Origin of the sequence: Mesorhizobium sp. L-8-3, from assembly GCF_016756615.1 — a bacterium.
Lineage (GTDB): Bacteria > Pseudomonadota > Alphaproteobacteria > Rhizobiales > Rhizobiaceae.
On the sequence record NZ_AP023262.1, the window covers coordinates 3,629,573 to 3,652,722 of the forward strand.

The window sequence follows — 23,150 nt, forward strand, 5'->3', positions numbered from 1 at the left end:
GATATGAAGCGACTGTTTCTGGCCGCGTTCGGCATCGTGGCACTCGGCCTTGCGATGCTCGCGCCGGCCTTCGCCCAGACCAAGGGCACCGTCTACTATCTGGTGCCGACGCTGCTCGACGAATTCCAGACCGGCTCGGTGAGCGCCCTGGAGATGTTCCTGAAGCAGGTCGGCTACGAGATGAAGACGCTCAATGCCGACAACAAGACCGACGCCCAGCAGACCCAGATGAACGACGTCATCACCCTCAAGCCGGCGGCGATCATCCTGGCAGCGGTCGATTTCAATGCGCTCAAGCCGTCCATCGAGGCAGCCCGCGCGGCCGGCATTCCGGTCGTCGAGTTCGACCGCCAGATCACCTCCACGCCCTCCGACTTCACTTCGGTCGCGGGCACGATCGAGATCGGCCATGTCGCGGCCGAGGAGACGCAGAAGCTGCTGACGGCCAGGAACGGCGCCGTGAAGGGCAAGATCCTGCAGGTTCTGGGCGATCCCGGCGATCCCTACACGCTCGACATCCAGAAGGGTTTCGAGGAGAAGATGAAGGCCCATCCCGATGTCGCCATCATCTCCGTGCCGGCGATGCAATGGGAAGCCAGCAATGCCGGCACGATCGTCGCGGACCAGCTCGTCGCCAACCCGGATATCGACATGATCTTCAGCCACGCGGCCCATCTCTCGGTCGCCGCCGTCGCTGCGCTGGAATCTGCCGGCAAGAAGCCGGGCGATATCCTGATGATGAGCTCGAACGGCGCCCCCGTCGGCCTCGACCTGATCCGCAAGGGCTGGCTCAACGTCGAAGTCGAGCAACCGCTCTACGCCCAGGCCGCGGCGGTCGCCATGTTCATGGACAAGGTGGTCAACAAGCAGGAGATCAAGCCCGGCGAATATGACGTGCTCGGGCTGAAGAGCGTGGTGACCGAGGAGGCCTGGGGGCCGAACATCAAGATCCCGGGCGCCGCGATCTCCAAGGAGAACGTCGACAATCCCGCATTCTGGGGCAATCTGAAGCCGCCGACCGACATGGTGAAGCCGGTCGAGTAGCCCGGGTCTCGCATGCTCTGGGGCCTGCGGTGCTCCGGAGCACCTTTCTCCTTCGGGATCAGCCGATGACGTCACGCAACCGCCGTATCCTGGAATTCGTGCTCGACAACCTCGTCTGGTTCATGCTGCTGTTCGTGCTGGCGGCCTTCTCCGCCTTCGTTCCGAACTTTTTCCAGATCGGCATCTTCACCAACATCATCGAGGCGTCGAGCGTGCTCGGCGTCATGTCGATCGGGCTTGCCCTGGTCATCGTCACCGGCAATATGGACCTGTCGGTGGAGTCCGTCGCGGCGCTGGCGGCCATGACGGTGGGCATATTGTTCTGCTCGGCCGGCATCGGCATGGGCGTCCGGCTCCATCCGGAATGGCTGACGGCCCCGGTCTCGCTGCTGATCGCGGTTGTCGTGGGCGGCCTCGTCGGCTCGCTCAACGGATATCTCATCGTCGGCATGAGGATGAACGCCTTCATCATCACGCTGGCGTCTTACATCTGGGTGCGCGGCCTCGTGCTCGCCGTGTCGGGCGGCCGATCGGCGCAGGATCTCGTGCCGGCGATCCGCTGGTTCGGCATCCAGAGGCTTGCGGGCCTGCCGCTCACCGCATGGATCGCCATCCTGTGCTTCGTCGTCTCCTCGCTGGTCATGGCCAAGACACCGTTCGGCCGCCATCTCATCATGATCGGCGGCAACGAGACGGCGACGTTCCGGGCCGGTATCCGCGTCAAGCGCAACCTGATCCTGGCCTTCATCCTGGCCGGCGGGATCGCCGGTCTCGCCGGCTGGCTGCTGGCGATCCGTACTTCGGGGGCCACCGCCAATCTCGGCGTCGGCCTGCTGTTCAACGCTTTCGCGGCGGTCGTGATCGGCGGCGTCAGCCTGAAGGGTGGGGTCGGTGCCTTGCCCGGCGTCTATGCGGGCGTGCTGCTGCTCTCGTCCATCAACACGGCGATCAACCTGATGGGGCTTCCGGCCAATTTCACCCAGGTCATCCACGGCTTGCTCGTGCTGGCCGCCGTTTTGCTCGACACGCTCAAGCAGGGCATAAGACAGAGGCTGGCGTAATGGACCGTCTTCGCGGCAAGGTCGCATTGATCATCGGCGCCGCGCGCGGCATCGGCAAGGGAATTGCGCAGCGCTTCGCCGAGGAGGGGGCGCTGCTGGTGCTTGGCGACGTCGAGGCCGAAGCGGGGCAGGGGACGGCTGACGAGCTGGGGGCTACCTTTCGCCGCACCGACATCTCGGCGATGACCGACGCCGAGGCTGCCGTGGCCCTGGCGATCGAGCGTCACGGCCGCCTCGACGTCATTGTCCAGAATGCCGGCATCTATCCCTGGCAGCTGATCGAAAACACCAGCCCGGACGACTGGGACCGCGTCATGGCGGTCAATCTGCGCGGCAGCTTCAATGCCGCGCGCGCCGCGCTCGGGCCCATGAAGGCGCAACGTTCCGGCCGCATGCTCTTCACCTCGTCGATCACCGGCCCGCATGTCTCCAGTCCCGGCCATGGCCACTACTCGGCGACCAAGGCGGGGATAAACGGATTCATCCGCTCCGCCGCGCTCGAATTCGCGGGCTACGGCATCACGGTCAATGGCGTCGAGCCCGGCAACATCCTGACCGAGGCGATCGAGCTCCGTCGGGGACCGGCCTTCATGAAGAGCATGGAAGACGCCATCCCGCTCGGCCGTCTCGGCACGCCTCGCGACGTCGCCAATGCCTTCCTCTTCCTTGCCTCCGACGATGCGAGCTACGTCACCGGCACGACCATCGTCGTCGACGGCGGCCAGCTTTTGCCCGAGGGCAAGGATTTCCGGCTGCTTCCGCCATGACGCTCGACCTGGTCGACGGTTTTTTCCTGCGGCGGGCTACCCTCGAAGACCATCCGGCGCTTGCCAGGATCTGTCTGGAGACCGGCGATGCAGGCAAGGACGCCTCCGCGATCGAGGACGATCCCGAACTTCTGGGGCTGATCTATGCCGTGCCCTACCAGGTCCTCGAGCCCGACCTCGCCTTCGTGATCGACGGTCCGGGCGGCGTCTCGGGCTATCTCTTCGGGGCGGCCGACACCGCGGCCTTCAACACGCGCCTTGCCAATGAATGGTATCCCGAACTGCGACGACGAACGGCCGACCCCGGGCCCGATGCAGCAAGCTGGCGTGGCAGCGACCGGGCGCGGCGCCTCGTCCATCATCCCGACCTCACCGTGCCCGGGTCGCTCGCAGCCTACCCCTCACACGGTCATATCGATCTTCTGCCGCCGGCGCGGGGCAAGGGGATCGGTCGCCGGGCCATGGCCTTTCTCGAGGGCCGCCTCGCGGCGGCCGGCTCGCCCGGACTGCATCTTCAGGTGAACCCCCGCAACGGCGACGCGATCCGCTTCTATGGTGCGATCGGCTACGGCGTTCTGCGCAGCCCGGACCTGCCGGCCGGCCATGTCTATGTCGCCAAGCGGCTCCGCACCACTGACGAGGACAGCCCCTTCCATCTACCCCCAAAGAGGTAGCCAGCTCCCTAAAATCTTAAGGGTTTCATTAACCGCCGCAGGGTGGGCGCGCTGGTAATATGTGCCCCAAGCGGGCGGCCAATAGCTTGAACCGAGGCACGCCAGAATGCCGAGAGATATCGAGAAGATTTCCGGGGAGATCGCGCGTAGCGCAACATTCGACAGCTATTCGCTGTGGCGCATACTGAAGGATGTGAACAACCAGATCCTCGCACTCAACCGGACACATGCGCCGGTTCCGATCGAGCTGGCGCGACTGCGGGTCATCATCGCCCGTGCGCAGGAACTGAGACAGGCGCGAGGCTGGTCGCGCAACGCCCGCGCGCGCGACACCGATACAGCAAGCGGTGCGATGGGCGGCGGGTTCGATGCGTTCGATTTCGTCGATCACTACCGGGCGCTGGGCGGCCTGCGCATGGCAGTGGATATGGGCGACCGGGCAGTCGACATAAGGCAGTGGAATCTGGACACGCCCGAGGCAGCTGATTTCTGGGCTCGGGGGTGGGCCGGATTCGATCCCGGAAGGCGCGCCGCCGTCGCCCGGGCACTGCTTATCCGCGGGCGCTATTGAGCAGTGCGGATCATGGCGCCAGGTTTGATCAACGTCCGGAAGATCGAAAGCCCCCTGATCTCTTGACGCGTAACCGGGATACGCCTAGCTGATGGATATTCCGAGGTGGTCATCCATGGCGGCGCGCGATCGTGTGAGAAAGTACAGAGAGACCGGAGGAGGTTCCGACCTTCAGCGCGTAGAGGTGCTCGTTCCGTCCTCGAAGCGTGCGGAAATCGTGGCACAGGCCGCGCGAATGCGCGCCGAACATCGTGAACGCAAGGAGCGCCTCGAGCAGATGTGCGCCAAGGCGATCGCGCTTTATGGTGTGCGGCTGCTGGACAATATCGATCTCGACCGGGTGGCGGGCATAGAGCGGCGGGGGCCCGTTATCGCCAGCGCACTCATGGAGCGTGGGGATGCCAGGGCTTTCGCCATGGGGCGCCGCATACTCGACGCCCTGGAGGAGTAGCGATGGCACTGACGGCAATCCAGAAGGACGTGATGAGATGCATCGCATCGAATCGGTCCGAATCGAGCTACGTAGCCGGCGGCGTGGTGCTCAACCGGGACTGGCCGCGCCAATCCGACGACATCGACATCTTTCATGATACGGACGAAGAGATCGGCTTCGTTGCGGATGCAGACATCGCACTTCTGCAGCAGGCGGGCTTCCGCGTATCGGTCGACGTTCAGATCTACGGCTGTGTGGAAGCAAGAGTGTCGCGCGATCGTGAAGCCACACTGATCCAATGGATGAGCGAGACCCGTACGCGGTTCTTCCCGCTTGTCCGCGACGACGAGTGGGGCGCGCGGCTCCACCAAGCGGATCTCGCCGTGAACAAAATCGTAGCGGCGTCGACCAGAACCAAGGCACGGGATTTTGTCGACATCGTCGCCATTGCCGAGATGATGTGCCCGATCGGTCCGCTGGTATTGGCCGCTGCAGGCAAGCCGCCTCATTTCTCTCCGCAGAGGCTCATCGACGAAATGCGTCGCAGGGGACTGTCGATCTCCGATGAACACTACGTTGCGGTGAAGGGCATCCCGGCAGACTGGAATGCATCGTTCTTGCGCGGCCGTCTGGCGACGGCGCTGGATCAGGCGGAAGGCTACGTCGTGGAGGCACCGGTCGATCTGGTCGGTCTTCTCGCAGTGAATTCCGCCGGTGTTCCGATCGAAGTCGGCGCAATGGATGACGGCAGAGCAAGTTTCAGGAAGGCAACTGCCGAGCCGGAAGTCGTGCCGATGTTTCCAGAAGCATCCTATCCTTGGCAAGCGAGTTGATCCCGCCAGGCCAGGTGCCCGGCTCGACCAGATGGATATTCAGTCCGCCTTGAGGCGTGATCCGCTGAGCAGGCCGTGCTCCTCCAGCACGGGATAGGCCATCGAGGCGAGCAGCGAGTTGATCTCCTTCAGGTCACGGATCGTGTCGAGATGGATCGTGCTCGTCTCGATGCTCCTGGCCGTGCCCTCGCTCAGTCGCGCGAAATGGCTCTGGCTCGCCGCCTTTTCGCGGTCGCGCATGCGGTCCTTCTCCTCCACCAGAAGGCGCGCCGTCTCCATGTCGCGGGAGACCAGGAGGTTGAAGGCGAGGCGGGCATTGGTAAGCACCGAGGCATGGAAGGCCGTGAGTTCGCTCCAGCCCTCGTCGGTGAACTCCAGCCTGCGGTCACGCTTTTTCTTCACATGCACGAGCATGTTGCGCACGATGATGTCGCCGACCTGTTCGAGCTTGACGCAGGCGCCGAGCAGTTCCTGGCAGCGCAGCGCTTCGTCCTCGGAAAGCGAGCGGGCCGTCACCCTGGCGAGATAGAGCTTGATCTGGGCGTGTTTCCTGTCGACGCGGTCGTCCAGAGCGGCGAGGGCCTTGATCGTCTCCTGATCGGCCTTCTCGTATAGTTCCATGATATGCGTGAGCATGATCTCGATGGTCTCGCAGACGCGGATCACCTCGCGGGTCGCGTTGGCGAGCGCCTGGCTCGGGACCTCGAGCGCGGCCTCGTCCAGCGCGCTGATCTCGGTCGCCCCGAGGTCCGGCGCAGGCGCGGCCGGTGCGCCGAGGGCGACGATGCGTTCGGAAGCGCGATAGACCAGGCCGGCAAGCGGCATGCCGATCAGCAAGATAAGGCAATTGAAGAGGATATGGGCGTGTACGATCTGATCGGGTACGTCGGGGCCGAGCCATGTGGCCGGCGGGCGGAAAGCAAGGAACAGGACGAGCGCCGCGAGCGAGCCGGCGCCGCGCATCAGGAGATTTCCGACCGGAACGACACGCACTGCCGGCGGCGCGGTGCGTGTGAGCAGGGGGGCGATGACGGAACTGCCGAGATTGACGCCCAGCACCAGCACGATGCCGAGTTCCGGCGGGATGAAGCCGCGCGCGGCGAGCGTCATGAACAGCAGCACCGCGGCGATGCTCGAATGGAAGAGCCAGGTCATGACCGCCGCGAGGATGTAGGCGGTGACCGGATCTCCCGCCAGATAGTCGATCACGACGGGAAGGAGCCGGCTTTCGCGCAGCGGCTCGGACGCGTCACCGATCATCTCCAGCGACAGGATGAGCAGGCCGACGCCGACGAGGATGCGGCCTGCCTGGCGCCAGGCGCGCCGCCCGGTGGCCATGAACATGGCCGTGCCGGCCGCGAGGCAGACCGGCACCAGAAGGCTCAGGTCGAAGGAGAGCAGCTTGACCACCAGCGAAGAGCCGATCTCGGCGCCGCGCACCGCGAGCTGGCCGGACATGCCGCTGACGATGCCCGACCCCGCGAAGGAGCCGACGAGCAGCGTTACGGCCGTCGAGCTCTGCAGGGCGATGGAGAGTGCGGCACCCGTGGCAACTGCCATCAGCGGATTGCTCATTGTGGCGCGCAGCCTGCGGCGCAGCGTACCGCCATAAGCGCGTTCGACCCCGGTGCGCACCATGCGCGTCGCCCACAGAAGCAGGGCGACGGCACCGGCAAGATGCAGCAGGACGACCGATCCACTCATGGGAAGCAATCTCGGATCGAAAAAGCCATCGGAAAGCCGCGAATGCCCTCCTTGTCACGAATCTCGGTTAGTCTTCAGCCTGGTTTATATTAGCCGAATAATGAAAATCTGCGATCTTCGGCGGTTGCCCGGCGACGGCGGATGTCGGAAATGGATGCAGGATGCCTTGCGATCATGGGCTGCCGGCAGCGGGGACATGGGATTGAAATGACGGCTCATATCCACATCACCGGAGCATCCGGATCGGGAGTCACGACGCTCGGAGCGGCTCTCGCTGCGCGGCTCGGCGCGCCGCAGTTCGACGTCGACGACTTCTACTGGATGCCGACCGTACCGCCCTTCACCGACAAGCGGCCGGTCGCCGAACGCCTCGCGCTGCTCGGCGACCGGCTCCTGGGCGACAAATGGGTGCTCTCCGGCTCCCTAGTCGGCTGGGGCGATCCGCTGATGCCGCGCTTCGACCTTATCGTCTTCCTCTACACCCCGGCCGATGTGAGGATGTCGCGGCTCCGGGCCCGGGAAGCCGACCGCTACGGCGCAGCGATCGAGCCCGGCGGCGTCATGCACGAGAATTCGCGCGCTTTCCTCGAATGGGCGGATCGCTATGACGAACCACATTTCGAAGGCCGAAGCCTCGCCATGCACAATCGCTGGCTGGCCGCGCAATCCGCCCCGGTGCTGCGTCTGGACGGCGTGTCAACGACTGCCGAACAGGTCGCGGGCGTGATCGAGCGGCTCGGCACATGAGGCCAGCCTGTGAATATGCCGGGCTGTGAATACTGGGCTGTGAATACTGGGCAAGCTCCGAGTTAGGAGTCGTCTGCGGTCCGAGCTACGCCTATATCAGGTTGAAACGAGCCTGACATCATGCGCTTTCCTCCTTCTTTCCTCGACGAGATTCGCGACCGCGTGCCGATTTCCTCGGTGGTCGGACAGCGTGTCGCCTGGGACCGGAAGAAGACCAATGCGCCGCGTGGCGACTATTGGGCGTGCTGTCCCTTTCACGGCGAGAAGACGCCGAGCTTCCACTGCGAGGATCGCAAGGGCCGCTACCATTGTTTCGGCTGCGGGGTTTCGGGTGACCATTTCCGCTTCCTGACCGAACTCGACGGCCTGAGCTTTCCCGAGGCAGTCGAGCGGATCGCCGAAATGGCCGGCGTCCCGATGCCCGAACGCGATCCGGACGCGGAGCGGCGGGACAAGGAGCGCGCCTCGCTTCACGATGTGATGGAGCTCGCGACCTCCTTCTTCCAGGATCAACTCCAGTCGGCGGCCGGCGCCAAGGCCCGCGCCTATCTGCGCGATCGCGGGCTGACGCCGGCGACCCAGCAGGGGTTCCGCCTGGGCTATGCGCTCGACAGCCGCAATGCGCTGAAGGAGTTCCTGGCGGGAAAGGGGGTCGAAAAGGCGCAGATGGAGGCCTGCGGCCTTACCTATTTCGGCCCGGACGTGCCGGTCTCCTATGATCGCTTCCGCGACCGGATCATGTTCCCCATTCCGGATTCACGCGGCCGGATCATCGCCTTCGGCGGCCGGGCGATGTCGCCTGAGGTCTCCGCCAAATATCTGAACTCGCCCGAGACGGAACTCTTCCACAAGGGCAATGTGCTCTACAATTTCGCGCGGGCCAGGAAGGCCATGCAGAAAGACGGCACGGTGATCGCCGTCGAAGGCTATATGGACGTCATCGCGCTGGCGCAGGCGGGCTTCGAGAACGTCGTGGCCCCGCTCGGCACCGCGCTTACCGAGAACCAGCTCGATCTCCTCTGGCGCATGGCAAGCGAACCGGTGCTGTGCTTCGACGGCGACAAAGCGGGGCTGAAGGCGGCATGGCGGGCGGCCGACCTTGCCTTGCCGGCGATCGAGCCCGGCCGCAGCGTCCGTTTCGCACTTCTGCCGGAAGGCCAGGATCCCGACGATCTCGTCAGGAATGGCGGCCCCGAGCCTTTCCGCGCGGTGCTGGCCGAGGCACGGCCTTTGGCCGATCTGCTCTGGCAGCGCGAGACCGCAGGCGGCGTATTCGAGACGCCCGAACGTCGGGCCGAGCTCGAAAAGACGTTGCGCGAACTGACCTCCAGGATCCGCGACGAAAGCGTGCGCTTCCACTACAGCCAGGAAATGCGCGATCGGGTTCACTCTTTCTTCGGCAGCTCGCGGGGCGGCCGTCCCGGCCGGTTCGGGGAGAAGGACCGGGGACAGGGCGGACGGCGTGGCCAATGGGACCGCGGCACATCGTCCGGCCGGCTCACCGTGTCCGACAGTCTGGCGCGGTCGGCGCTCGTCAAGAAGGCGGGCGAGGTGCTGCCGCTGCGCGAGACCGTGCTCGTCGTGTCGATCGTCAACCACCCCGGACTGATCGACCTTTCATTTGAAGCGGTCGAGACGCTCGACCTCGCCCATCCGGATCTGCGACGGCTGCATTCGGCCGTCATCGACGCGGTTGCGCACGACGTCGCCCACGACCGAACGGCGATGATCGAGGCGCTCGAACGGGCGGGCCTCGCCGACTGCTGGCAGCGATCGGTCGAACTGGTGCGCAAGACGCGCCAATGGCCGGCGCTTGAGGACGCCGCGATCGAGGACGCGCGCGAGGCCTTCTTCCAGGCGCTGCACTTGCACCGCAGCGCACGCTCCCTACATAGGGAGCTGAAGGCGGCCGAGGTGGCGCTGGCGACAGACCCCACGGACGAAAACTACCGTCACCTTGTCGAGATCCAGGCACAGTTTCGCGATGTGCAGGCAACCGAGGCGCTCATCGAGGGCTTCGGCATCTCGTCGGGGCGTGGTGGCCGTACCTGACTCAATTGATTCGCTTTTTTGGGGCGAATCATGCCAGAGGCGCTTGACCTTCTGCCAGAATGACGGAATCAGGACGATTCGAAAAGTTAACGCGGGTGGCCCCGCACCGAAGATCAACGGGACGGACGCTTTACGATCTGGACGGATCGCATATCCGCCCCAGATAGCAGGGTTAATCGGGATTTAACGCAAGGTCGGCTAAGCGCTTCGAAGGCGCGACGCACCACCAGACGCATCTGATTTGCCCGGGCCGAGAACACCCATACCGTTCTCGCAGCTCCCGGCCGCTTGGAGACGATAAAGCATGGCGACAAAAGAAAAGGAAGAGGTTGAAACCGAACGCGAGGGCGCTACCGACGGCCCTCTGCTCGACCTCTCCGACGATGCTGTCAAGAAGATGATCAAGGCCGCCAAGAAGCGCGGCTATGTGACCATGGACGAGTTGAACTCGGTGCTGCCCTCGGAGGAAGTGACCTCCGAGCAGATCGAGGACACGATGGCCATGCTCTCCGACATGGGCATCAACGTCGTCGAGGACGACGAGGCCGGCGAAGAGGCGGAAGCCTCGGAGGGCGATTCCGACGAGGAGGCCAACGAACTGGCCGAGCAGACCGGAACCGCGGTCGCCACCGTTACCAAGAAGGAGCCGACGGATCGCACCGACGACCCCGTGCGCATGTATCTGCGCGAGATGGGCTCGGTGGAGCTCCTGTCGCGCGAGGGCGAGATCGCCATCGCCAAGCGCATCGAGGCCGGGCGCGAGACGATGATCGCGGGCCTTTGCGAAAGCCCGCTGACCTTCCAGGCGATCATCATCTGGCGCGACGAACTCAACGAGGCGAAGATCCTGCTGCGCGAGATCATCGATCTCGAAGCGACCTATGCCGGCCCCGAGGCCAAGCAGGCGCCCGTGGTCGAGCGCACCGAAGAGGCCGAGAAGCCGAAGGCCGAGGAACGCCCCGGCCGCCGGTCGCGCGAGGACGACGACATCACCAATGTCGGCGGCGAGAACCGGGTCGAGGACGAGGAGGAAGACGAGGACGAGGCCAGCCTGTCTCTGGCGGCCATGGAGGCGGAACTCCGCCCACAGGTCATGGCGACCCTCGACCTCATCGCCGACACCTACAAGAAGCTGCGCAAGCTGCAGGACCAGCAGGTCGAGAACCGCCTCGCGGCTGCCGGCACGCTGTCGCCCAGCCAGGACCGGCGCCTGAAGGAGCTCAAGGACGAGCTCATCACCGCGGTCAAGTCGCTGTCGCTCAACCAGGCGCGCATCGAGGCCCTCGTCGAGCAGCTCTACGATATCAACAAGCGTCTGGTTCAGAACGAGGGCAGGCTGCTGCGCCTGGCCGAGAGCTACGGCGTACGCCGCGATGAGTTCCTGAGGGAGTACCAGGGCTCCGAGCTCGACCCGAACTGGACGAAGAGCATCGCGAATCTGTCTTCGCGCGGATGGAAGGAATTCACCCGCAACGAGAAGGACATGATCCGCGATCTGCGCTCCGAGATCCAGAATCTGGCGACGGAGACTGCGATCTCGATCGCCGAGTTCCGCAAGATCGTGAACCAGGTGCAGAAGGGCGAACGCGAGGCTGCGATCGCAAAGAAGGAAATGGTGGAGGCCAATCTGCGCCTCGTCATCTCAATCGCCAAGAAATACACCAATCGCGGCCTGCAGTTCCTCGACCTGATCCAGGAAGGCAATATCGGCCTGATGAAGGCGGTCGACAAATTCGAGTACCGTCGCGGCTACAAATTCTCGACCTACGCCACCTGGTGGATCCGGCAGGCGATCACCCGTTCGATCGCCGACCAGGCGCGCACCATCCGCATCCCGGTGCACATGATCGAGACGATCAACAAGATCGTCCGCACCTCGCGGCAGATGCTGCATGAGATCGGCCGCGAGCCGACCCCGGAAGAGCTCGCTGAAAAGCTGGCCATGCCGCTCGAGAAGGTGCGCAAGGTTCTCAAGATCGCGAAGGAGCCGATCTCGCTCGAGACCCCGGTCGGCGACGAGGAGGATTCGCATCTGGGCGACTTCATCGAGGACAAGATGGCGATCCTGCCGATCGACGCGGCGATCCAGGCGAATCTGCGCGAGACGACCACGCGCGTGCTCGCCTCGCTCACGCCGCGCGAGGAACGTGTGCTGCGCATGCGTTTCGGCATCGGCATGAACACCGACCATACGCTCGAAGAGGTCGGCCAGCAGTTCTCGGTCACCCGTGAGCGTATCCGCCAGATCGAGGCGAAGGCACTGCGCAAGCTCAAGCATCCGAGCCGGTCGCGCAAGCTGCGCAGCTTCCTCGACAGCTGACGTCTGCTGCCGGTGCGAGCGTTCCCGGTCGCACCGAAGAAATTCCTGCAAAATGAAATGCGGGGCCAAGATGCCGCTTGGCCCCGCATTTGCGTCTCGCGGGACGTGGTGCGAAACGCCGTCGTTCTGTCACGTCCCGCTTTCGGTCTGAAAATCGGGGCCACTCTTCCGATCGCACGAGGCGTCGAAGGTGGTCGAACGCCTCAGGCGGCGCTGCTTGCCGGCCACTCGGCGAAGATGGCCTTCACCTTGTTCGCAACGGCGCGTCCGAGATCGGCGTTGTTCCGTGGCGTGAAATGGATCCCATCGACACCGTCGGTGGTGATGAAGTCACCCGCATTCAGGAAGCTCGCGCCAGAGAAAGAGGCGAGCGCCTGATAATGCTTCGCGAGTTCCTTTGTCTTTTCATGCCCGCCTTCGAACATGCCATGGAACCAGAGATGCGGCATCGGCGTAAGCGGCGGCGGCGCGATCACCAAGGCCCGCGGCGCGGGGTAGGGCGTTCCCACCCCACCGCCGCTGGTAGCAATCTGACCGAGCAGCTTCGACATGCCGTTGGCGATCTCATAGGGCGTGCGGCGGAAGAAAGACTTGGTGTCGTTCGTTCCGAGCATGACAATCACGAGATCGAGCGGCAGGTGGCTGGCGAGGGCCGAGGGCAGGTAGGCGCTCCCGTTGAGCCTGGAGTCGACGGGATCGTCGAGGCTGGTGGTGCGGGCACTGAGCCCCTCCTCGATGATCTCGAAGCCGCTGCCGAGTTCCGCCGCCATCACGCCGGTCCAGCGCTGCTCGAACGGATAACGCAAGGTCGGCGCTCCCTCGGCGATTGGAATCCAGCCCCAGGTCAGGGAATCGCCGAAGCACATGATGCGTTTCTTGTCCGTCATGATTGTCCTCCTCGAAGTTGGGAATTGGGCCTGTTCGTCAGGCGCTCTGCCGACGCAGCCCGTAGAAGATCGCGGCGAGCAGGATGATGAGCCCTTGCGCGACGAGCTTGCCGGGCTCCTGGACGCCGAAGGTGGTCATCACGACGAAGAGCAGTGCGAAGGAGAGGACGCCGAAGAACGGCCCCCAGACTCCACCGTCCCCGCGTCCGAAGATCACACCGCCGAGGATCGTCGCGGCGACGGCGTTGACCGCGAGATCCGTGCCGAAGCGCACGCTGCCCACCGCTATCGACGCCGTTTGGACAAGGCCCGCGAGCGCCGCCATCAGGCCGGACAAAGCGTGGGCCAGGATCACCGTGCGCTCGACCGGCACCCCGGAGAAATGGGCCGCGGTGGGGTTCTCACCGATCGACGCGACGAAGCGACCGAAGACAAAGCGCGACAACAGGAACGCCGTCAGCGCCGAAAGCACGGCCCAGAAGACGATGGGAGTCGGTATCGCAAGCAGCCTGGTGTTGTAGATGTCGTTGAAGATCCTGGGCACGTTGCCGGGCGGCTTGCCGTTAGCGAGATACTGGACCATGCCGATCAGGATCATGTTGACGGCGAGCGTCACGATCACGGCCGAGGCCCGGCGCTTGCCGACCATCAGGCCGTTGAACAGGCCGAAGGCGAGCCCGGTCGCCAGAGAGATCACGACCAGCCACAGCGCGCCTGCACTCCCGAACATCCCCGACGATATGTAGTAGTTCACCAGCAGGATGATGCCGCCGGCCGAAAGATCGATCGAGCGGACATTCATGACCAGAAGCTGGCCGAGAACCACAATGCCCAGTGGAGCGACCTGGCGGACGAATACGCCCATCACATTGAGGTTGAACAGTTGCGGCCGAGCCGCCCACAGCACCAGCACCAAAAGCGCGAAGACGAAATAGGCGGGCGGAACCCGGGTCAGCCGCTGCACAAGACCGGTGGTTGTCGCACTCATCCTCAGAGCCCCATGAATTTGCGCGGCTGCAGCGCCACGACCAGCAGCAGGATGGTGCCCTTCACGGCGGTCTGGACGAAGGCCGAGACGTTTTCGACATTCATGCCGTTGGCGAGCAGCGCCATCAGAAAGGCGCCGATCACGGTGCCGTGCAGGCTGCCGACACCGCCGGCGAGTTGGGTGCCGCCGAGTGCCACCGCCGTGACGGAATCGAGCGCGAAAGGCATGCCGATGTTGGGATCGCCCGAGGCGATACGGCCGGCCAGGAACAGGCCGGCGAGAGCCCCGAATGTGGAACACGCCACATAGGCGAGAAGAATGCTGCGTTTGTCGGCGATGCCGAAGGAGCGCGCCACGTCCTCCGCTCCGCCGATCGCGAAGAGGTGGAGCCCGTAGCGCGACCCGTGGATCAGCTTCCAGCCGACGAGGATGATGACCAGGGACCAGATGACAGGCATATAGACGCCCAGGAATTCCCCCGTCACGAGATGGATGACGAGGGGAGGGATCGTACCGCCCGCCACCGGGCGGACCAACATCGTCACACCCTGGACGATCATCATCATGGACAGCGTCGCGATAATCGGATGGACATTGAGCCGCGCCACGGCAAAGCCGTTGACGAAGCCGATCAGCCCGGTGGCCAGGAACACCGCCGGCAGCAGCACATAGGCGGGCGCGTCGAGCGCCAGGATTGCGGTTGTCAGGCTGATCACCGCGCCGACGGAGAGGTCGAGCCCGCGCACCAGCACCACGATCATCTGTCCGAGACTGACGATCATCAGCGGCGTCGCCTGGGCAACGAGGTTGAGCAGGTTCTGGGCGTTGAGGAACTCGTCCGTGCGGACAGCGAGCCATGCGCTTCCGAGGCAACCGATGAGCAACGGTATGAACCACAGGCCTTGCCGAGAATTCCGGCCGGTCAGCAATGCGCGCAGGTTCGTCGTCATCTCGGTCCGCCCGGGTCGGATATCTTGGTGTGTCGAAGTCATGCGATCAGCGCCGCGTCGAGGATGTTGTGTTCAGTGGCCTCGCCGGCAGGCATGTCGCCGACGATCGTCCTTCCATGGACGACGAGGATCCTGTCGCACAGGCCGATGAGTTCGATCGTTTCGCGCGACAGAATCAGGATCGCGCCGCCGTCATCGGCGAAGTTGCGAAGCAGCCTGTAGATCTCTGCTTTGGCGCCGATGTCGACGCCGCGCGTCGGCTCCTCGATGAGCAGGATGTCGGCACCGGATGCGAGATATCTGCCGAGCAGCACCTTCTGCTGGTTGCCGCCCGATAGCGAGCCGGCGGGCGCGCCGGGGCCGGCTGCCTTGACGCCCAGGCGCGAGAGCGTGCCCGCGACGATCTTCTGATAACGCCGGGCGAGCGACAGGTCCGGCTGGGCCGTATGCAGGCCGATCGATATGTTGTGGGCCAGCGGCAGGCCGAGGAAGAGGCCTTCATCCTTGCGGTCCTCGGGCACGAACCCCATGCCCATCGCCTGCATCTGCCTCACCCCGCCGGATGGCGACATCGGCAGGTCGATACGGTCGCCCTTGACCGTGAGGGTTCCCCCATGAGGCTGGTGCCGGCCGATCAGGGAGCGGAGGATCTCACGCTGCCCTTGCCCTTCGAGACCTGCGAGCGCGACGATCTCGCCCCTGCTGAGGGTCAGAGCGATCGGAGCGGCATCCGGGGCGAGGCGGAGATCCTCGAGCGTGAGGATGGGCTGGCCGCCCGGCGCCCCGCGTCTGGGGAACAGATCCTTGATCTCCCGGCCGACCATCAGGGCGACCAGCGATTGCGGCGTCACCTCGCGGATCGGCCGGGTCGCGACCTTGCGGCCATCCTTCAGGACAGTGACCGTGTCGCAGATGTCGAAGATCTCGTCCATGCGGTGCGAGATGTAGACGATCGCCTTGCCCTGCTCCTTGAGCCGGCGGATGTGGCGGTTGAGGGTTTCGACGTCGGCGGAGTTCAACGCCGCGGTCGGCTCGTCGAGGATGACGACGGCCGTATTTGCGAAGATGCCGCGCGCGATCTCGACGAACTGGCGTTCGGCGATCGTCAACTCCGAGACGAGCGTCGCTGGATCGAGTTCAAGTCCAAGCTCTTTCAGCGTGCTTCCGGCGCGCCTTTCCATGAGCCTGCCGTCGACGGTACCGAAGGCCGTCGTCGGCTCCCTGCCGAGGAACATGTTCTCGGCGATGGTCAGGTTCGGGAGGAGCGACAGTTCCTGGAACACTGTGGAGATGCCGGCATCCAGAGCTTCGCGCGGTCCTGTGATCCTCAGTTCACGCCCATTGAGGTGCACCGTGCCCCGGTCCGGCTGGACCACGCCGGCCAGGATCTTCATCAAGGTCGACTTGCCGGCGCCGTTCTCTCCCATCAGCGCGTGCACCGAGCCGGGGAACAGCTCGAGGGACACGTCGTCGAGAGCGACGCTGCTGCCGAAGGCTTTCGACACCCCGGACATTTGGATCAGACTGACCAATGGGCCACCGCTTCTGGTTTGGAACGCCTGGTTCATCGGAACACATCGCGACCGCGTCGCCGGCCGGAACAATTCGCCCCGGCCGGCTGCGCCCGGCTATTCGTTGCCGTAGTATTTCTGCAGGTCTTCCTCGCCGAGGCTGGTCGGGAACCAGACATTGGCGGAGAGGTCGGGCCGATAGAACTTCTTGGCCTTCTCCACATCCCAGCCCGCCGGCTCGTATACGTAACGCTTGTTCAGCGACTTGCCGTCGAGCAGGGCGACGGCGGCACGGACGCCGGCCGCTCCCTGTTCTGGGCCGTATTCGGGCGAGACAGACGGGAAGCCGTCGGCGATCCACATGCCGAAATAGCCGTTGTTGCCTTCGCCCGATATCGGCGGGATCTTGGTGCCGAACTGCTTGAAGACGTCGACGCAGGCGCGTGTCATGTCGGCGCCGGAAGACCAGATGCCGTCGACCTCGGGATTGTTCAGGTAGAAGGTTTCGCAGACCTTCTTGCCGTTGTCATACTGCCAGGCGCCGACGTCCTCGGCGATGATCTTGACCTCGGTGCCCTCGAGCGCCCGCAGCAGGCCCTTGTAGCGGTTGATGTCCTCGGGATGGGCGGGAAGCCCGCGCAGCACCCAGATATTGCCCTTGCCGCCGAGCTCCTTGACGAGCCAGTCGCCCATGACCTTGCCGAAATGCTCGCCGCCGCCCTGGATGTCCACCGTGTATTTGTCGGTCTCGGTCAGGCCGGTATGGACGATCACGGGGATGCCCGCCGCGACCGCCTTCTCGATCCCGGCGTCGGCCGAGGTCGGCGTCAGCGGCGTGACGATGATCGCATCGACCTTCTGGGCGATAAGATCCTCGATGTCGGCGACCTGCTTCGCCTGGCTGACATTGGCGTCGAGCAGGATGAACTTGCTGATGCGGTTGTCGAGCTTGGCGGCGGCCTCCGCCTCATGCGCCATCTGCACCGTCCAGGTGTTGGCGTTGACGCCGAAATGGCTCATGCCGATCGTCCAGGGGCCGTCCTTCTTGAAGGCGCCGGCCTCGACGACGCGGTCGTCGCCCGGTCGGGGCAGCACGCCGTCCATCAGATTGACGTCCTGGGCGAGGGCGGGGCCGGCGAATAGGGCCGTCGCCAGGATCGTTCCGACACCAAGCTTCCTCAGCATATCGAGCATTCGAGATTTCCTCCTACCGGTTTGCCCTTGTTCCCATCGGCATCGATGTCGGGCCGATCGCCTGCCGTGCCGGTCGCGTCCGGCGAGTGGGGGACGCGAGACGGCCTTCCGCACACGCTCTTTCCGAGCGGCATGCGGCCACCAGTTCGTTGTTGCCACGCAAATGTCCGGGCCGTTCCGTCGATGACGGCGACCTAGGCAGGCGCTTGGCAATGACGCTGTAGATTCCTCTCCGACCGACCTCGGTGCAGCAGCGATCATGGTCGCGCTGTCGGACGGCCTGGACCCTCCATATCCTCCAGCGTTCAAAAAACATGGCTTGACCGGCCTGTCAATAGTTAGTCATGTTGAATGACTATTTATTGCCTTGCCCTCGTGGATGGGGCTGACAACAAGGTTCAGGCCGCGTCGCGAGCCTGTGTTCCGTCACGCTGAACGCCATCCGAGACTGGAAGACTCATGCGATCGGTTCTCTGCTTCGGGGATTCGAACACTCACGGCCAAGTGCCCGGGAAAGGGCCGTTGGACCGTTACGGCCCGGATGTGCGCTGGCCCGGCGTCCTGCGTTCCGAACTGGGGGCGGGCTGGCATGTGATCGAGGAGGGGCTGAGCGGCCGGACGACCGTTCGCGACGACCCGATCGAAGGCGCCCACAAGAACGGGCGGACCTATCTTCGGCCCTGCTTGCAGAGCCATGCGAGCCTCGATCTCGTCATCCTCATGCTCGGCACCAATGATCTCAAGGTCAGATTCAACCAGCCTCCCTCGGAGGTGGCGATGGGGATCGGCTGCCTGGTGCACGACATCAAGGAACTCACGCCGGGCCCCGGCGGCACCGTGCCCGAGATCATGATCGTCTCGCCGCCGCCCATGCTCGACGATCTCAAGGAGTGGGAATCCGTCTTCTCGGGCGGGCAGGTGAAATCGCGCCGGCTGGCGCTGGAGTTCGAGATCATCGCCGACTCGCTGGAGGTGCATTTCTTCGACGCGGGCTCGGTCGTGACCTGCAGCCCGGCCGACGGCTTCCATCTGGACGCCGACGCGCATCGGGCGCTCGGTATGGCACTCGCTCAGGAAGTCGAGGCGATCGGCTGGACCCATGAGAAGGGCTGAAATGGACGGGCTCCCGATGCCGGCACCGGCCGAGCCGGTTCCCCCACTTGCGAGGTGCGCCCTTGCCTGACATGAGGTTCGCCCCGCCGAATCCCTTACGCATCGCCGACCGTGCGAGCGGCCTCAACGCGCTCAGCGTGCGCAGCTACAATGAGCGTCTGGTGCTGTCGCTGCTCCTGCAGAACGAAGGCACGTCGAGGATGGAGATCGGCGAGAAGACCGGTCTTTCAGCCCAGACGGTTTCCGTGATCGTGCGCTCGCTCGAACAGGAGGGGCTCGTCGCGAAAGGCGAGGCGCAGCGCGGCCGCGTCGGACCGCCGACGATCCCGCTCTCGCTCAATCCCGAGGGCGCCTATGCCGTGGGGATCAGCTTCAGCTATCGCAAGGTCGATGTGGTCCTGATCGATTTCGTGGGCAAGGTGCGCTTCCACAGGCATCTGCCGCTCGAGATGATCGGCAATGACGACCAGGCGCATCTGCTCGACCTTGTCGGCCGGGCGGTCGCGGATCTTCCCGCGTCGCTGCATGGCCGCATCGCCGGGATCGGCCTGGCCATTCCCGAAGGCATCGAAAGCTGGGCAGGCCTGCGGAACGGAACGTTGCTCGATCCCGCCGCCTTGCAGGCGCGTATCGAGAAGCAGGCAGGATTGCCGGTCTTCGTCCAGAACGACATCACCGCGGCAGCCGGCGGCGAAAGCATGTTCGGCGTCGCCAAGCCTCTCAGCGACTATCTGTTCTTCTATCTCGGCGCGCGCCTCCACAGTCGGCTGATCCTCAACCACCAGATCTATCACGGCAATTCGAAGGTCAGCTTCGACGTCGGCATATTGAGCCTGGAGGAGATGCTCGCCGCGCGCCGGCAGCCGACCGACGCCTTATGGGAACGCAATTCGCAATGGCCCGACTACGGCGAGACCTTCGAAAGCTGGCGCCGGAACTGCCGGGAAAAGCTCGTCCAGTCGATCGAGGCCCTTTCGCAATTCGTCGACGTCGGAACGGTCGTGTTGTCGTCCTATGCGCCGGTGGCGGTTTGCCAGGGCATATGCGACGATCTCGGCCGGGCCCTGCCTGATATCCATGCGCTGGCGGGCGGCATCGAGATATCGCCGAAGGCGGTCGGCGCGGCCAGTCTGCCCTTCAGTTCGAGATTCATGGTGAAATAGGCGCCGCGTCCGTCATTTGCCGGCGACTTCGACGAGCGCGGCGATGAGTTCGTCGGTCGCTTTCGGCCGCGGCCGGAACCGGTACCAGTGCACATAGGCCGGGATGTCGACGCTGTCCTCCACGGGCACTGCGACGAGACCCATCCGCTCGCAATCGATCGCCGAGAACTTATCGATGACCGAGACCCCTATGTTCTCCGAGACGAACGAGATCGCGGCTTCGACGAAGTGTACGAAAATGTCGGTCTTGCGGCCGACGCCTGCCCGCGCATAGGTGGCATCGATGTAGCGGCCGTGCGTCGTTTCCGGCGCAAAGGAAATCAATGTCTCGTCCCGGAGCATCCTTGGCGAGACGGATGCGTGATGCGCCAGCGGATGGTTGCCCGGCATCAGGCAGACGAGCCCGCCCGTCGCAATGACCGTCGTCTCCAGCGTCGGATCGTTGGCTTCCGCGATCGTCGTGACGCAAGAACCCTGGCCGAAGAGCAGATAGTCCTTGATGTCCTTCTGGGCCAGAAAATCGCAATAATAGGTACGGGCGCCGTGGCGCTCCTTCAGGCGTTTCAAGGCCTTGGGAACAAGGCGCATGCCGATGCTCGGCGTGGTGCCGAAACGAAAGACCGAAGCGTCGCCGGAGGCGATGGCGTGGATCGCCTCCGACAAACGGTCGAACTGGCCGTAGACGCGTTCGACTTCCACGAGGATGAGCTTGGCTTCCTCGGTCGGCACGAGGCGGCCGCCGATGCGCTCGAAGAGCCTTGTCCCGATCTCATCTTCGAAGCGCCTGATCGTCATGCTGAGGCTGGGTTGGGAAACCCCGAGTTGCTGCGAAGCCGACGTCAATGAGCCGGTTCCCATCACCGCTCTGAACACTTCGATCTGCCTCTCCTTGAGTTTTGGCTTCGCCATCAATTCCGCTCTGCAATATCGCAATCTCTATAACTTCGGATTATGACCTTCCTCGCATATTCTATTGGCTTGCGGGAGAGCTGATCGTCATTTTCGCACCGGCATGAAGGCGGCCGCGCGGCCGTAAAGGAAATGCGGAAATGATCAGTGGCAGCACACGCATCGTCGTCATCATTGGTTCACCGGTGGCTCAGGTGAAATCGCCGGAGAATTTCAACGCCGCTTTCGCCCATTCGGATGACGACGTGGCGATGATCGCCATGGACATCGCGCCGCAGGCGGTCGCGGACTTCCTGTCGCTCGCCAGACGCTGGAAAAACCTTGAAGGCTTTGTGGTGACAATTCCGCACAAGCAGTCGGTGGCGGCGGGCCTCGACAGGATCAGCGAGCGGGCGGCCCTGCTCGGCGCGGCCAATGTTGTCCGGCGGGAACGGGACGGTACGCTGAAAGGCGATATGGTCGACGGGATCGGGTTTCTCGCCGCCGCCCGGGCAAGCGGCTTCGATCCCACGGGCAAACGCACACTGGTCGTGGGCGCCGGCGGGGCTGGCGGCGCAATCGCGCATGCGCTTTGCGAAGCCGGTGCGGCGATCGTCAGGATCCACGACATCGATGCGGCGAGGGCATGGCGCCTTGCCGTTCTGCTGCGAGACCGCTTCCCCGCGACCGATGTGAATACCGGTATCGAGGCTGGCGGGTTCGACCTTGTGGTCAACGCCACGCCGCTCGGCATGAAGCCGGCCGACCCGCTGCCGCTCGGCGACGAGGTTTTGGCACAGTTGCACGGCTCGGCGCTGGTGGCCGATGTGGTTACGTCGCCGGAGGTCACCCCGTTCCTTGAAGCGGCCCGTGCAAGAGGACTGGCGATCCAGACGGGCACGCAGATGGCAACGGCTCAAATGACGCTGCTCGCCGCCGCCATGGGCGTGATGGAGCCAGGCAGGATGCGCGACAGGGCATGACAAGGACCATGCAGACATATGACGTGGTGGTGGTCGGTGCCGGGGCCGGGGGGCTTGCCGCGGCGGTCGGAGCGGCCCGGACCGGTGCCAGGACGCTGCTCGTGGAGCGCTACGGCTTCATGGGCGGCGCGGCGACCAACGCCCAGGTTTTCGCCTATTGCGGTTTCCTTGCGCGTGGGGAAACGGCCAGGCAGGTGGTACGCGGCGTTGGCCAGGACCTGCTCCTGGAACTCAGGGCGCTGGGCATCGACATCGCGCCGGTCATCTCGAAGAGCGGCTACTGGATCATCATGCTCGATCCCGAGGCCACCAAGCTCGCCTTCGACCGGTTGGCGCGCAAGAACGCCGTCGATGTGCGACTCCATAGCCGCGTCGTCGGGGCGCGGGTCGAAGACGGCCGCATCCGTTCCGTGGCCCTCGTCGATCATTCCGGTACGACCACGGTCGAAGCGGCTGCGTTCGTCGATGCCAGCGGCGAGGCGACGCTTGCGGCGCTTTCCGGCGCGCCGTTGAGCCAGCCGGGCGGACCGCAGGCGCATCTCCAGGCTGCATCCTTCCCGATAAGGATCGGCGGCGTTCCGGAGGGTGTCACGCTCGATCGCGCGGTCATGGCGGAACTTATCCGCGAGCACAACAAGACCGCGGCGATGCCGATCCTCCGCGACGATGGCGGCGTCGTCTCGCGGCTGCCGCTCAGCCGCGACATGTGGTGGATGGCGATAGATCTTGAGACTGACGGGATCACCGGCGACAGCCTGACGGAGGTTGAGTTCAAGGCGCGCGAACTGGCCTGGCGGAACCTCGAGGTGCTGCGCCGTCACCCCGGATTCGAACAGGCCTATCTCGTATCCACCGGTCCGCAGATCGGTATCCGCGAGACGCGCAGGCCGGCCTCGCGCGCCGACGTGACCGAACAGGACGCCCTCCAGGGCCGGCGGCATGCCGATGGCATAGGCCGTGCCGCCTGGCCTATGGAAGTGCATGAGGCGCCGGGGCGAGCCCGGTTCGTCGACATCGGAGGCGAAGGCTTCTTCGATGTGCGGGCAGGCGCTGTCGAAGCGGCTGGTATTTCCAACCTGCGGCTTGCCGGGCGCGTCATCGGCAGCGACCCGAAAGCGTATGGCTCGATCCGGGTCATGGGCACGGCCTTCGCCACGGGCCATGCCGCCGGCGTTTCCGCAGCGCTGGCAACGGAGGATGCGGCGACCGATATCGGCCTGTTGCGCAAGACGCTGGAAGGGCAGGGCGCCGTCATCTGATGGCGCGG

Annotated in this window: 21 protein-coding genes; 14 read left to right on the forward strand and 7 right to left on the reverse strand. The window is 64.5% G+C overall.

The window, feature by feature from the left end:
* Nucleotides 1-3: 3 nt before the first annotated feature.
* The 7 genes from JN302_RS16930 (at nucleotide 4) to JN302_RS16960 (ending at nucleotide 5,383) form a co-directional block, all read left to right on the forward strand.
* Entirely contained in the window at nucleotides 4-1,044 is a 1,041-nt protein-coding gene (locus JN302_RS16930) for a sugar ABC transporter substrate-binding protein (RefSeq protein WP_202333829.1), read from the forward strand.
* Between the two features lie 65 nt (nucleotides 1,045-1,109).
* Nucleotides 1,110-2,105 carry an ABC transporter permease gene (locus JN302_RS16935; protein WP_202333831.1) on the forward strand — a complete coding sequence of 332 codons (996 nt, stop codon included), beginning with the start codon at nucleotides 1,110-1,112 and terminating at the stop codon, nucleotides 2,103-2,105.
* Nucleotides 2,105-2,872: an SDR family NAD(P)-dependent oxidoreductase gene (locus tag JN302_RS16940; RefSeq protein ID WP_202313595.1), complete on the forward strand. Its 768-nt coding sequence runs from the start codon at nucleotides 2,105-2,107 to the stop codon at nucleotides 2,870-2,872. Before JN302_RS16935 ends, JN302_RS16940 begins: the two co-directional genes overlap by 1 nt.
* Nucleotides 2,869-3,546 (forward strand): GNAT family N-acetyltransferase, encoded by a 678-nt coding sequence (locus JN302_RS16945; RefSeq protein ID WP_202313596.1) that lies wholly within the window; start codon nucleotides 2,869-2,871, stop codon nucleotides 3,544-3,546. Before JN302_RS16940 ends, JN302_RS16945 begins: the two co-directional genes overlap by 4 nt.
* A gap of 106 nt (nucleotides 3,547-3,652) precedes the next feature.
* Nucleotides 3,653-4,117 (forward strand): hypothetical protein, encoded by a 465-nt coding sequence (locus JN302_RS16950; RefSeq protein ID WP_202313597.1) that lies wholly within the window; start codon nucleotides 3,653-3,655, stop codon nucleotides 4,115-4,117.
* Nucleotides 4,118-4,232: 115 nt separating this feature from the next.
* Nucleotides 4,233-4,568, forward strand: a complete 336-nt coding sequence (locus JN302_RS16955) for a hypothetical protein (RefSeq protein WP_202313598.1) — start codon at nucleotides 4,233-4,235, stop codon at nucleotides 4,566-4,568.
* Nucleotides 4,569-4,570: 2 nt separating this feature from the next.
* A complete protein-coding gene (locus tag JN302_RS16960; RefSeq protein WP_202313599.1) occupies nucleotides 4,571-5,383 on the forward strand; it encodes a hypothetical protein in 813 nt (270 codons plus the stop codon).
* Nucleotides 5,384-5,422: 39 nt separating this feature from the next.
* Here JN302_RS16960 and JN302_RS16965 read toward each other — a convergent pair whose 3' ends face one another.
* Nucleotides 5,423-7,087 (reverse strand): Na/Pi cotransporter family protein, encoded by a 1,665-nt coding sequence (locus JN302_RS16965; protein ID WP_202313600.1) that lies wholly within the window; start codon nucleotides 7,085-7,087, stop codon nucleotides 5,423-5,425.
* Between the two features lie 207 nt (nucleotides 7,088-7,294).
* Between JN302_RS16965 and JN302_RS16970 the strand changes: the two genes are divergently transcribed.
* The 3 genes from JN302_RS16970 (at nucleotide 7,295) to rpoD (ending at nucleotide 12,206) form a co-directional block, all read left to right on the forward strand.
* On the forward strand, nucleotides 7,295-7,834 hold the full coding sequence (locus JN302_RS16970; protein ID WP_202333833.1) for a hypothetical protein: 540 nt from the start codon (nucleotides 7,295-7,297) through the stop codon (nucleotides 7,832-7,834).
* A gap of 120 nt (nucleotides 7,835-7,954) precedes the next feature.
* Complete coding sequence (dnaG, locus tag JN302_RS16975; RefSeq protein WP_202313604.1) at nucleotides 7,955-9,886, forward strand: DNA primase; 1,932 nt, start codon at nucleotides 7,955-7,957, stop codon at nucleotides 9,884-9,886.
* A gap of 304 nt (nucleotides 9,887-10,190) precedes the next feature.
* Nucleotides 10,191-12,206 (forward strand): RNA polymerase sigma factor RpoD, encoded by a 2,016-nt coding sequence (gene rpoD / locus JN302_RS16980; protein WP_202313606.1) that lies wholly within the window; start codon nucleotides 10,191-10,193, stop codon nucleotides 12,204-12,206.
* A 203-nt stretch (nucleotides 12,207-12,409) separates the two neighbouring features.
* On the opposite strand, the gene JN302_RS16985 is transcribed toward rpoD, so the two are convergent.
* The 5 genes from JN302_RS16985 to JN302_RS17005 form a co-directional block, all read right to left on the reverse strand.
* Nucleotides 12,410-13,093, reverse strand: coding sequence for an SGNH/GDSL hydrolase family protein (locus tag JN302_RS16985; RefSeq protein WP_202333845.1), 684 nt, complete (start codon nucleotides 13,091-13,093; stop codon nucleotides 12,410-12,412).
* A gap of 37 nt (nucleotides 13,094-13,130) precedes the next feature.
* Entirely contained in the window at nucleotides 13,131-14,081 is a 951-nt protein-coding gene (locus JN302_RS16990; RefSeq protein ID WP_202333846.1) for an ABC transporter permease, read from the reverse strand.
* A gap of 2 nt (nucleotides 14,082-14,083) precedes the next feature.
* The gene (locus JN302_RS16995) at nucleotides 14,084-15,031 is read right to left on the reverse strand and encodes an ABC transporter permease (protein WP_202313609.1); all 948 of its coding nucleotides are present in this window, start codon (nucleotides 15,029-15,031) and stop codon (nucleotides 14,084-14,086) included.
* 38 nt (nucleotides 15,032-15,069) lie between these two features.
* A complete protein-coding gene (locus JN302_RS17000) occupies nucleotides 15,070-16,563 on the reverse strand; it encodes a sugar ABC transporter ATP-binding protein (protein ID WP_202333847.1) in 1,494 nt (497 codons plus the stop codon).
* A 96-nt stretch (nucleotides 16,564-16,659) separates the two neighbouring features.
* Nucleotides 16,660-17,736, reverse strand: a complete 1,077-nt coding sequence (locus tag JN302_RS17005) for a substrate-binding domain-containing protein (RefSeq protein WP_202313611.1) — start codon at nucleotides 17,734-17,736, stop codon at nucleotides 16,660-16,662.
* Between the two features lie 459 nt (nucleotides 17,737-18,195).
* Between JN302_RS17005 and JN302_RS17010 the strand changes: the two genes are divergently transcribed.
* Nucleotides 18,196-18,849 carry an SGNH/GDSL hydrolase family protein gene (locus tag JN302_RS17010; RefSeq protein ID WP_202313612.1) on the forward strand — a complete coding sequence of 218 codons (654 nt, stop codon included), beginning with the start codon at nucleotides 18,196-18,198 and terminating at the stop codon, nucleotides 18,847-18,849.
* A gap of 71 nt (nucleotides 18,850-18,920) precedes the next feature.
* Nucleotides 18,921-20,012 (forward strand): ROK family transcriptional regulator, encoded by a 1,092-nt coding sequence (locus JN302_RS17015; protein ID WP_202334316.1) that lies wholly within the window; start codon nucleotides 18,921-18,923, stop codon nucleotides 20,010-20,012.
* A gap of 12 nt (nucleotides 20,013-20,024) precedes the next feature.
* Here the strand turns inward: JN302_RS17015 and JN302_RS17020 are convergent, their stop codons facing one another.
* On the reverse strand, nucleotides 20,025-20,921 hold the full coding sequence (locus JN302_RS17020; protein ID WP_202313613.1) for a LysR family transcriptional regulator: 897 nt from the start codon (nucleotides 20,919-20,921) through the stop codon (nucleotides 20,025-20,027).
* Nucleotides 20,922-21,061: 140 nt separating this feature from the next.
* Here JN302_RS17020 and JN302_RS17025 point away from each other — a divergent pair, with 140 nt between their 5' ends.
* Complete coding sequence (locus JN302_RS17025; protein ID WP_202333849.1) at nucleotides 21,062-21,883, forward strand: shikimate dehydrogenase family protein; 822 nt, start codon at nucleotides 21,062-21,064, stop codon at nucleotides 21,881-21,883.
* An 8-nt stretch (nucleotides 21,884-21,891) separates the two neighbouring features.
* Complete coding sequence (locus tag JN302_RS17030) at nucleotides 21,892-23,142, forward strand: FAD-dependent oxidoreductase (RefSeq protein ID WP_210382596.1); 1,251 nt, start codon at nucleotides 21,892-21,894, stop codon at nucleotides 23,140-23,142.
* The last annotated feature ends 8 nt before the right edge of the window (nucleotides 23,143-23,150 follow it).

Bases quoted from the DNA above. Each gene is read 5' to 3' on its own strand.
- JN302_RS16930 (WP_202333829.1), top strand. From the start codon at position 4: ATGAAGCGACTGTTTCTGGCCGCGTTCGGCATCGTGGCACTCGGCCTT.
- JN302_RS16935 (WP_202333831.1), top strand. From the start codon at position 1,110: ATGACGTCACGCAACCGCCGTATCCTGGAATTCGTGCTCGACAACCTC.
- JN302_RS16940 (WP_202313595.1), top strand. From the start codon at position 2,105: ATGGACCGTCTTCGCGGCAAGGTCGCATTGATCATCGGCGCCGCGCGC.
- JN302_RS16945 (WP_202313596.1), top strand. From the start codon at position 2,869: ATGACGCTCGACCTGGTCGACGGTTTTTTCCTGCGGCGGGCTACCCTC.
- JN302_RS16950 (WP_202313597.1), top strand. From the start codon at position 3,653: ATGCCGAGAGATATCGAGAAGATTTCCGGGGAGATCGCGCGTAGCGCA.
- JN302_RS16955 (WP_202313598.1), top strand. From the start codon at position 4,233: ATGGCGGCGCGCGATCGTGTGAGAAAGTACAGAGAGACCGGAGGAGGT.
- JN302_RS16960 (WP_202313599.1), top strand. From the start codon at position 4,571: ATGGCACTGACGGCAATCCAGAAGGACGTGATGAGATGCATCGCATCG.
- JN302_RS16965 (WP_202313600.1), bottom strand. From the start codon at position 7,087: ATGAGTGGATCGGTCGTCCTGCTGCATCTTGCCGGTGCCGTCGCCCTG.
- JN302_RS16970 (WP_202333833.1), top strand. From the start codon at position 7,295: ATGACGGCTCATATCCACATCACCGGAGCATCCGGATCGGGAGTCACG.
- dnaG (WP_202313604.1), top strand. From the start codon at position 7,955: ATGCGCTTTCCTCCTTCTTTCCTCGACGAGATTCGCGACCGCGTGCCG.
- rpoD (WP_202313606.1), top strand. From the start codon at position 10,191: ATGGCGACAAAAGAAAAGGAAGAGGTTGAAACCGAACGCGAGGGCGCT.
- JN302_RS16985 (WP_202333845.1), bottom strand. From the start codon at position 13,093: ATGACGGACAAGAAACGCATCATGTGCTTCGGCGATTCCCTGACCTGG.
- JN302_RS16990 (WP_202333846.1), bottom strand. From the start codon at position 14,081: ATGAGTGCGACAACCACCGGTCTTGTGCAGCGGCTGACCCGGGTTCCG.
- JN302_RS16995 (WP_202313609.1), bottom strand. From the start codon at position 15,031: ATGACGACGAACCTGCGCGCATTGCTGACCGGCCGGAATTCTCGGCAA.
- JN302_RS17005 (WP_202313611.1), bottom strand. From the start codon at position 17,736: ATGCTCGATATGCTGAGGAAGCTTGGTGTCGGAACGATCCTGGCGACG.
- JN302_RS17010 (WP_202313612.1), top strand. From the start codon at position 18,196: ATGCGATCGGTTCTCTGCTTCGGGGATTCGAACACTCACGGCCAAGTG.
- JN302_RS17015 (WP_202334316.1), top strand. From the start codon at position 18,921: ATGAGGTTCGCCCCGCCGAATCCCTTACGCATCGCCGACCGTGCGAGC.
- JN302_RS17020 (WP_202313613.1), bottom strand. From the start codon at position 20,921: ATGGCGAAGCCAAAACTCAAGGAGAGGCAGATCGAAGTGTTCAGAGCG.
- JN302_RS17025 (WP_202333849.1), top strand. From the start codon at position 21,062: ATGATCAGTGGCAGCACACGCATCGTCGTCATCATTGGTTCACCGGTG.
- JN302_RS17030 (WP_210382596.1), top strand. From the start codon at position 21,892: ATGCAGACATATGACGTGGTGGTGGTCGGTGCCGGGGCCGGGGGGCTT.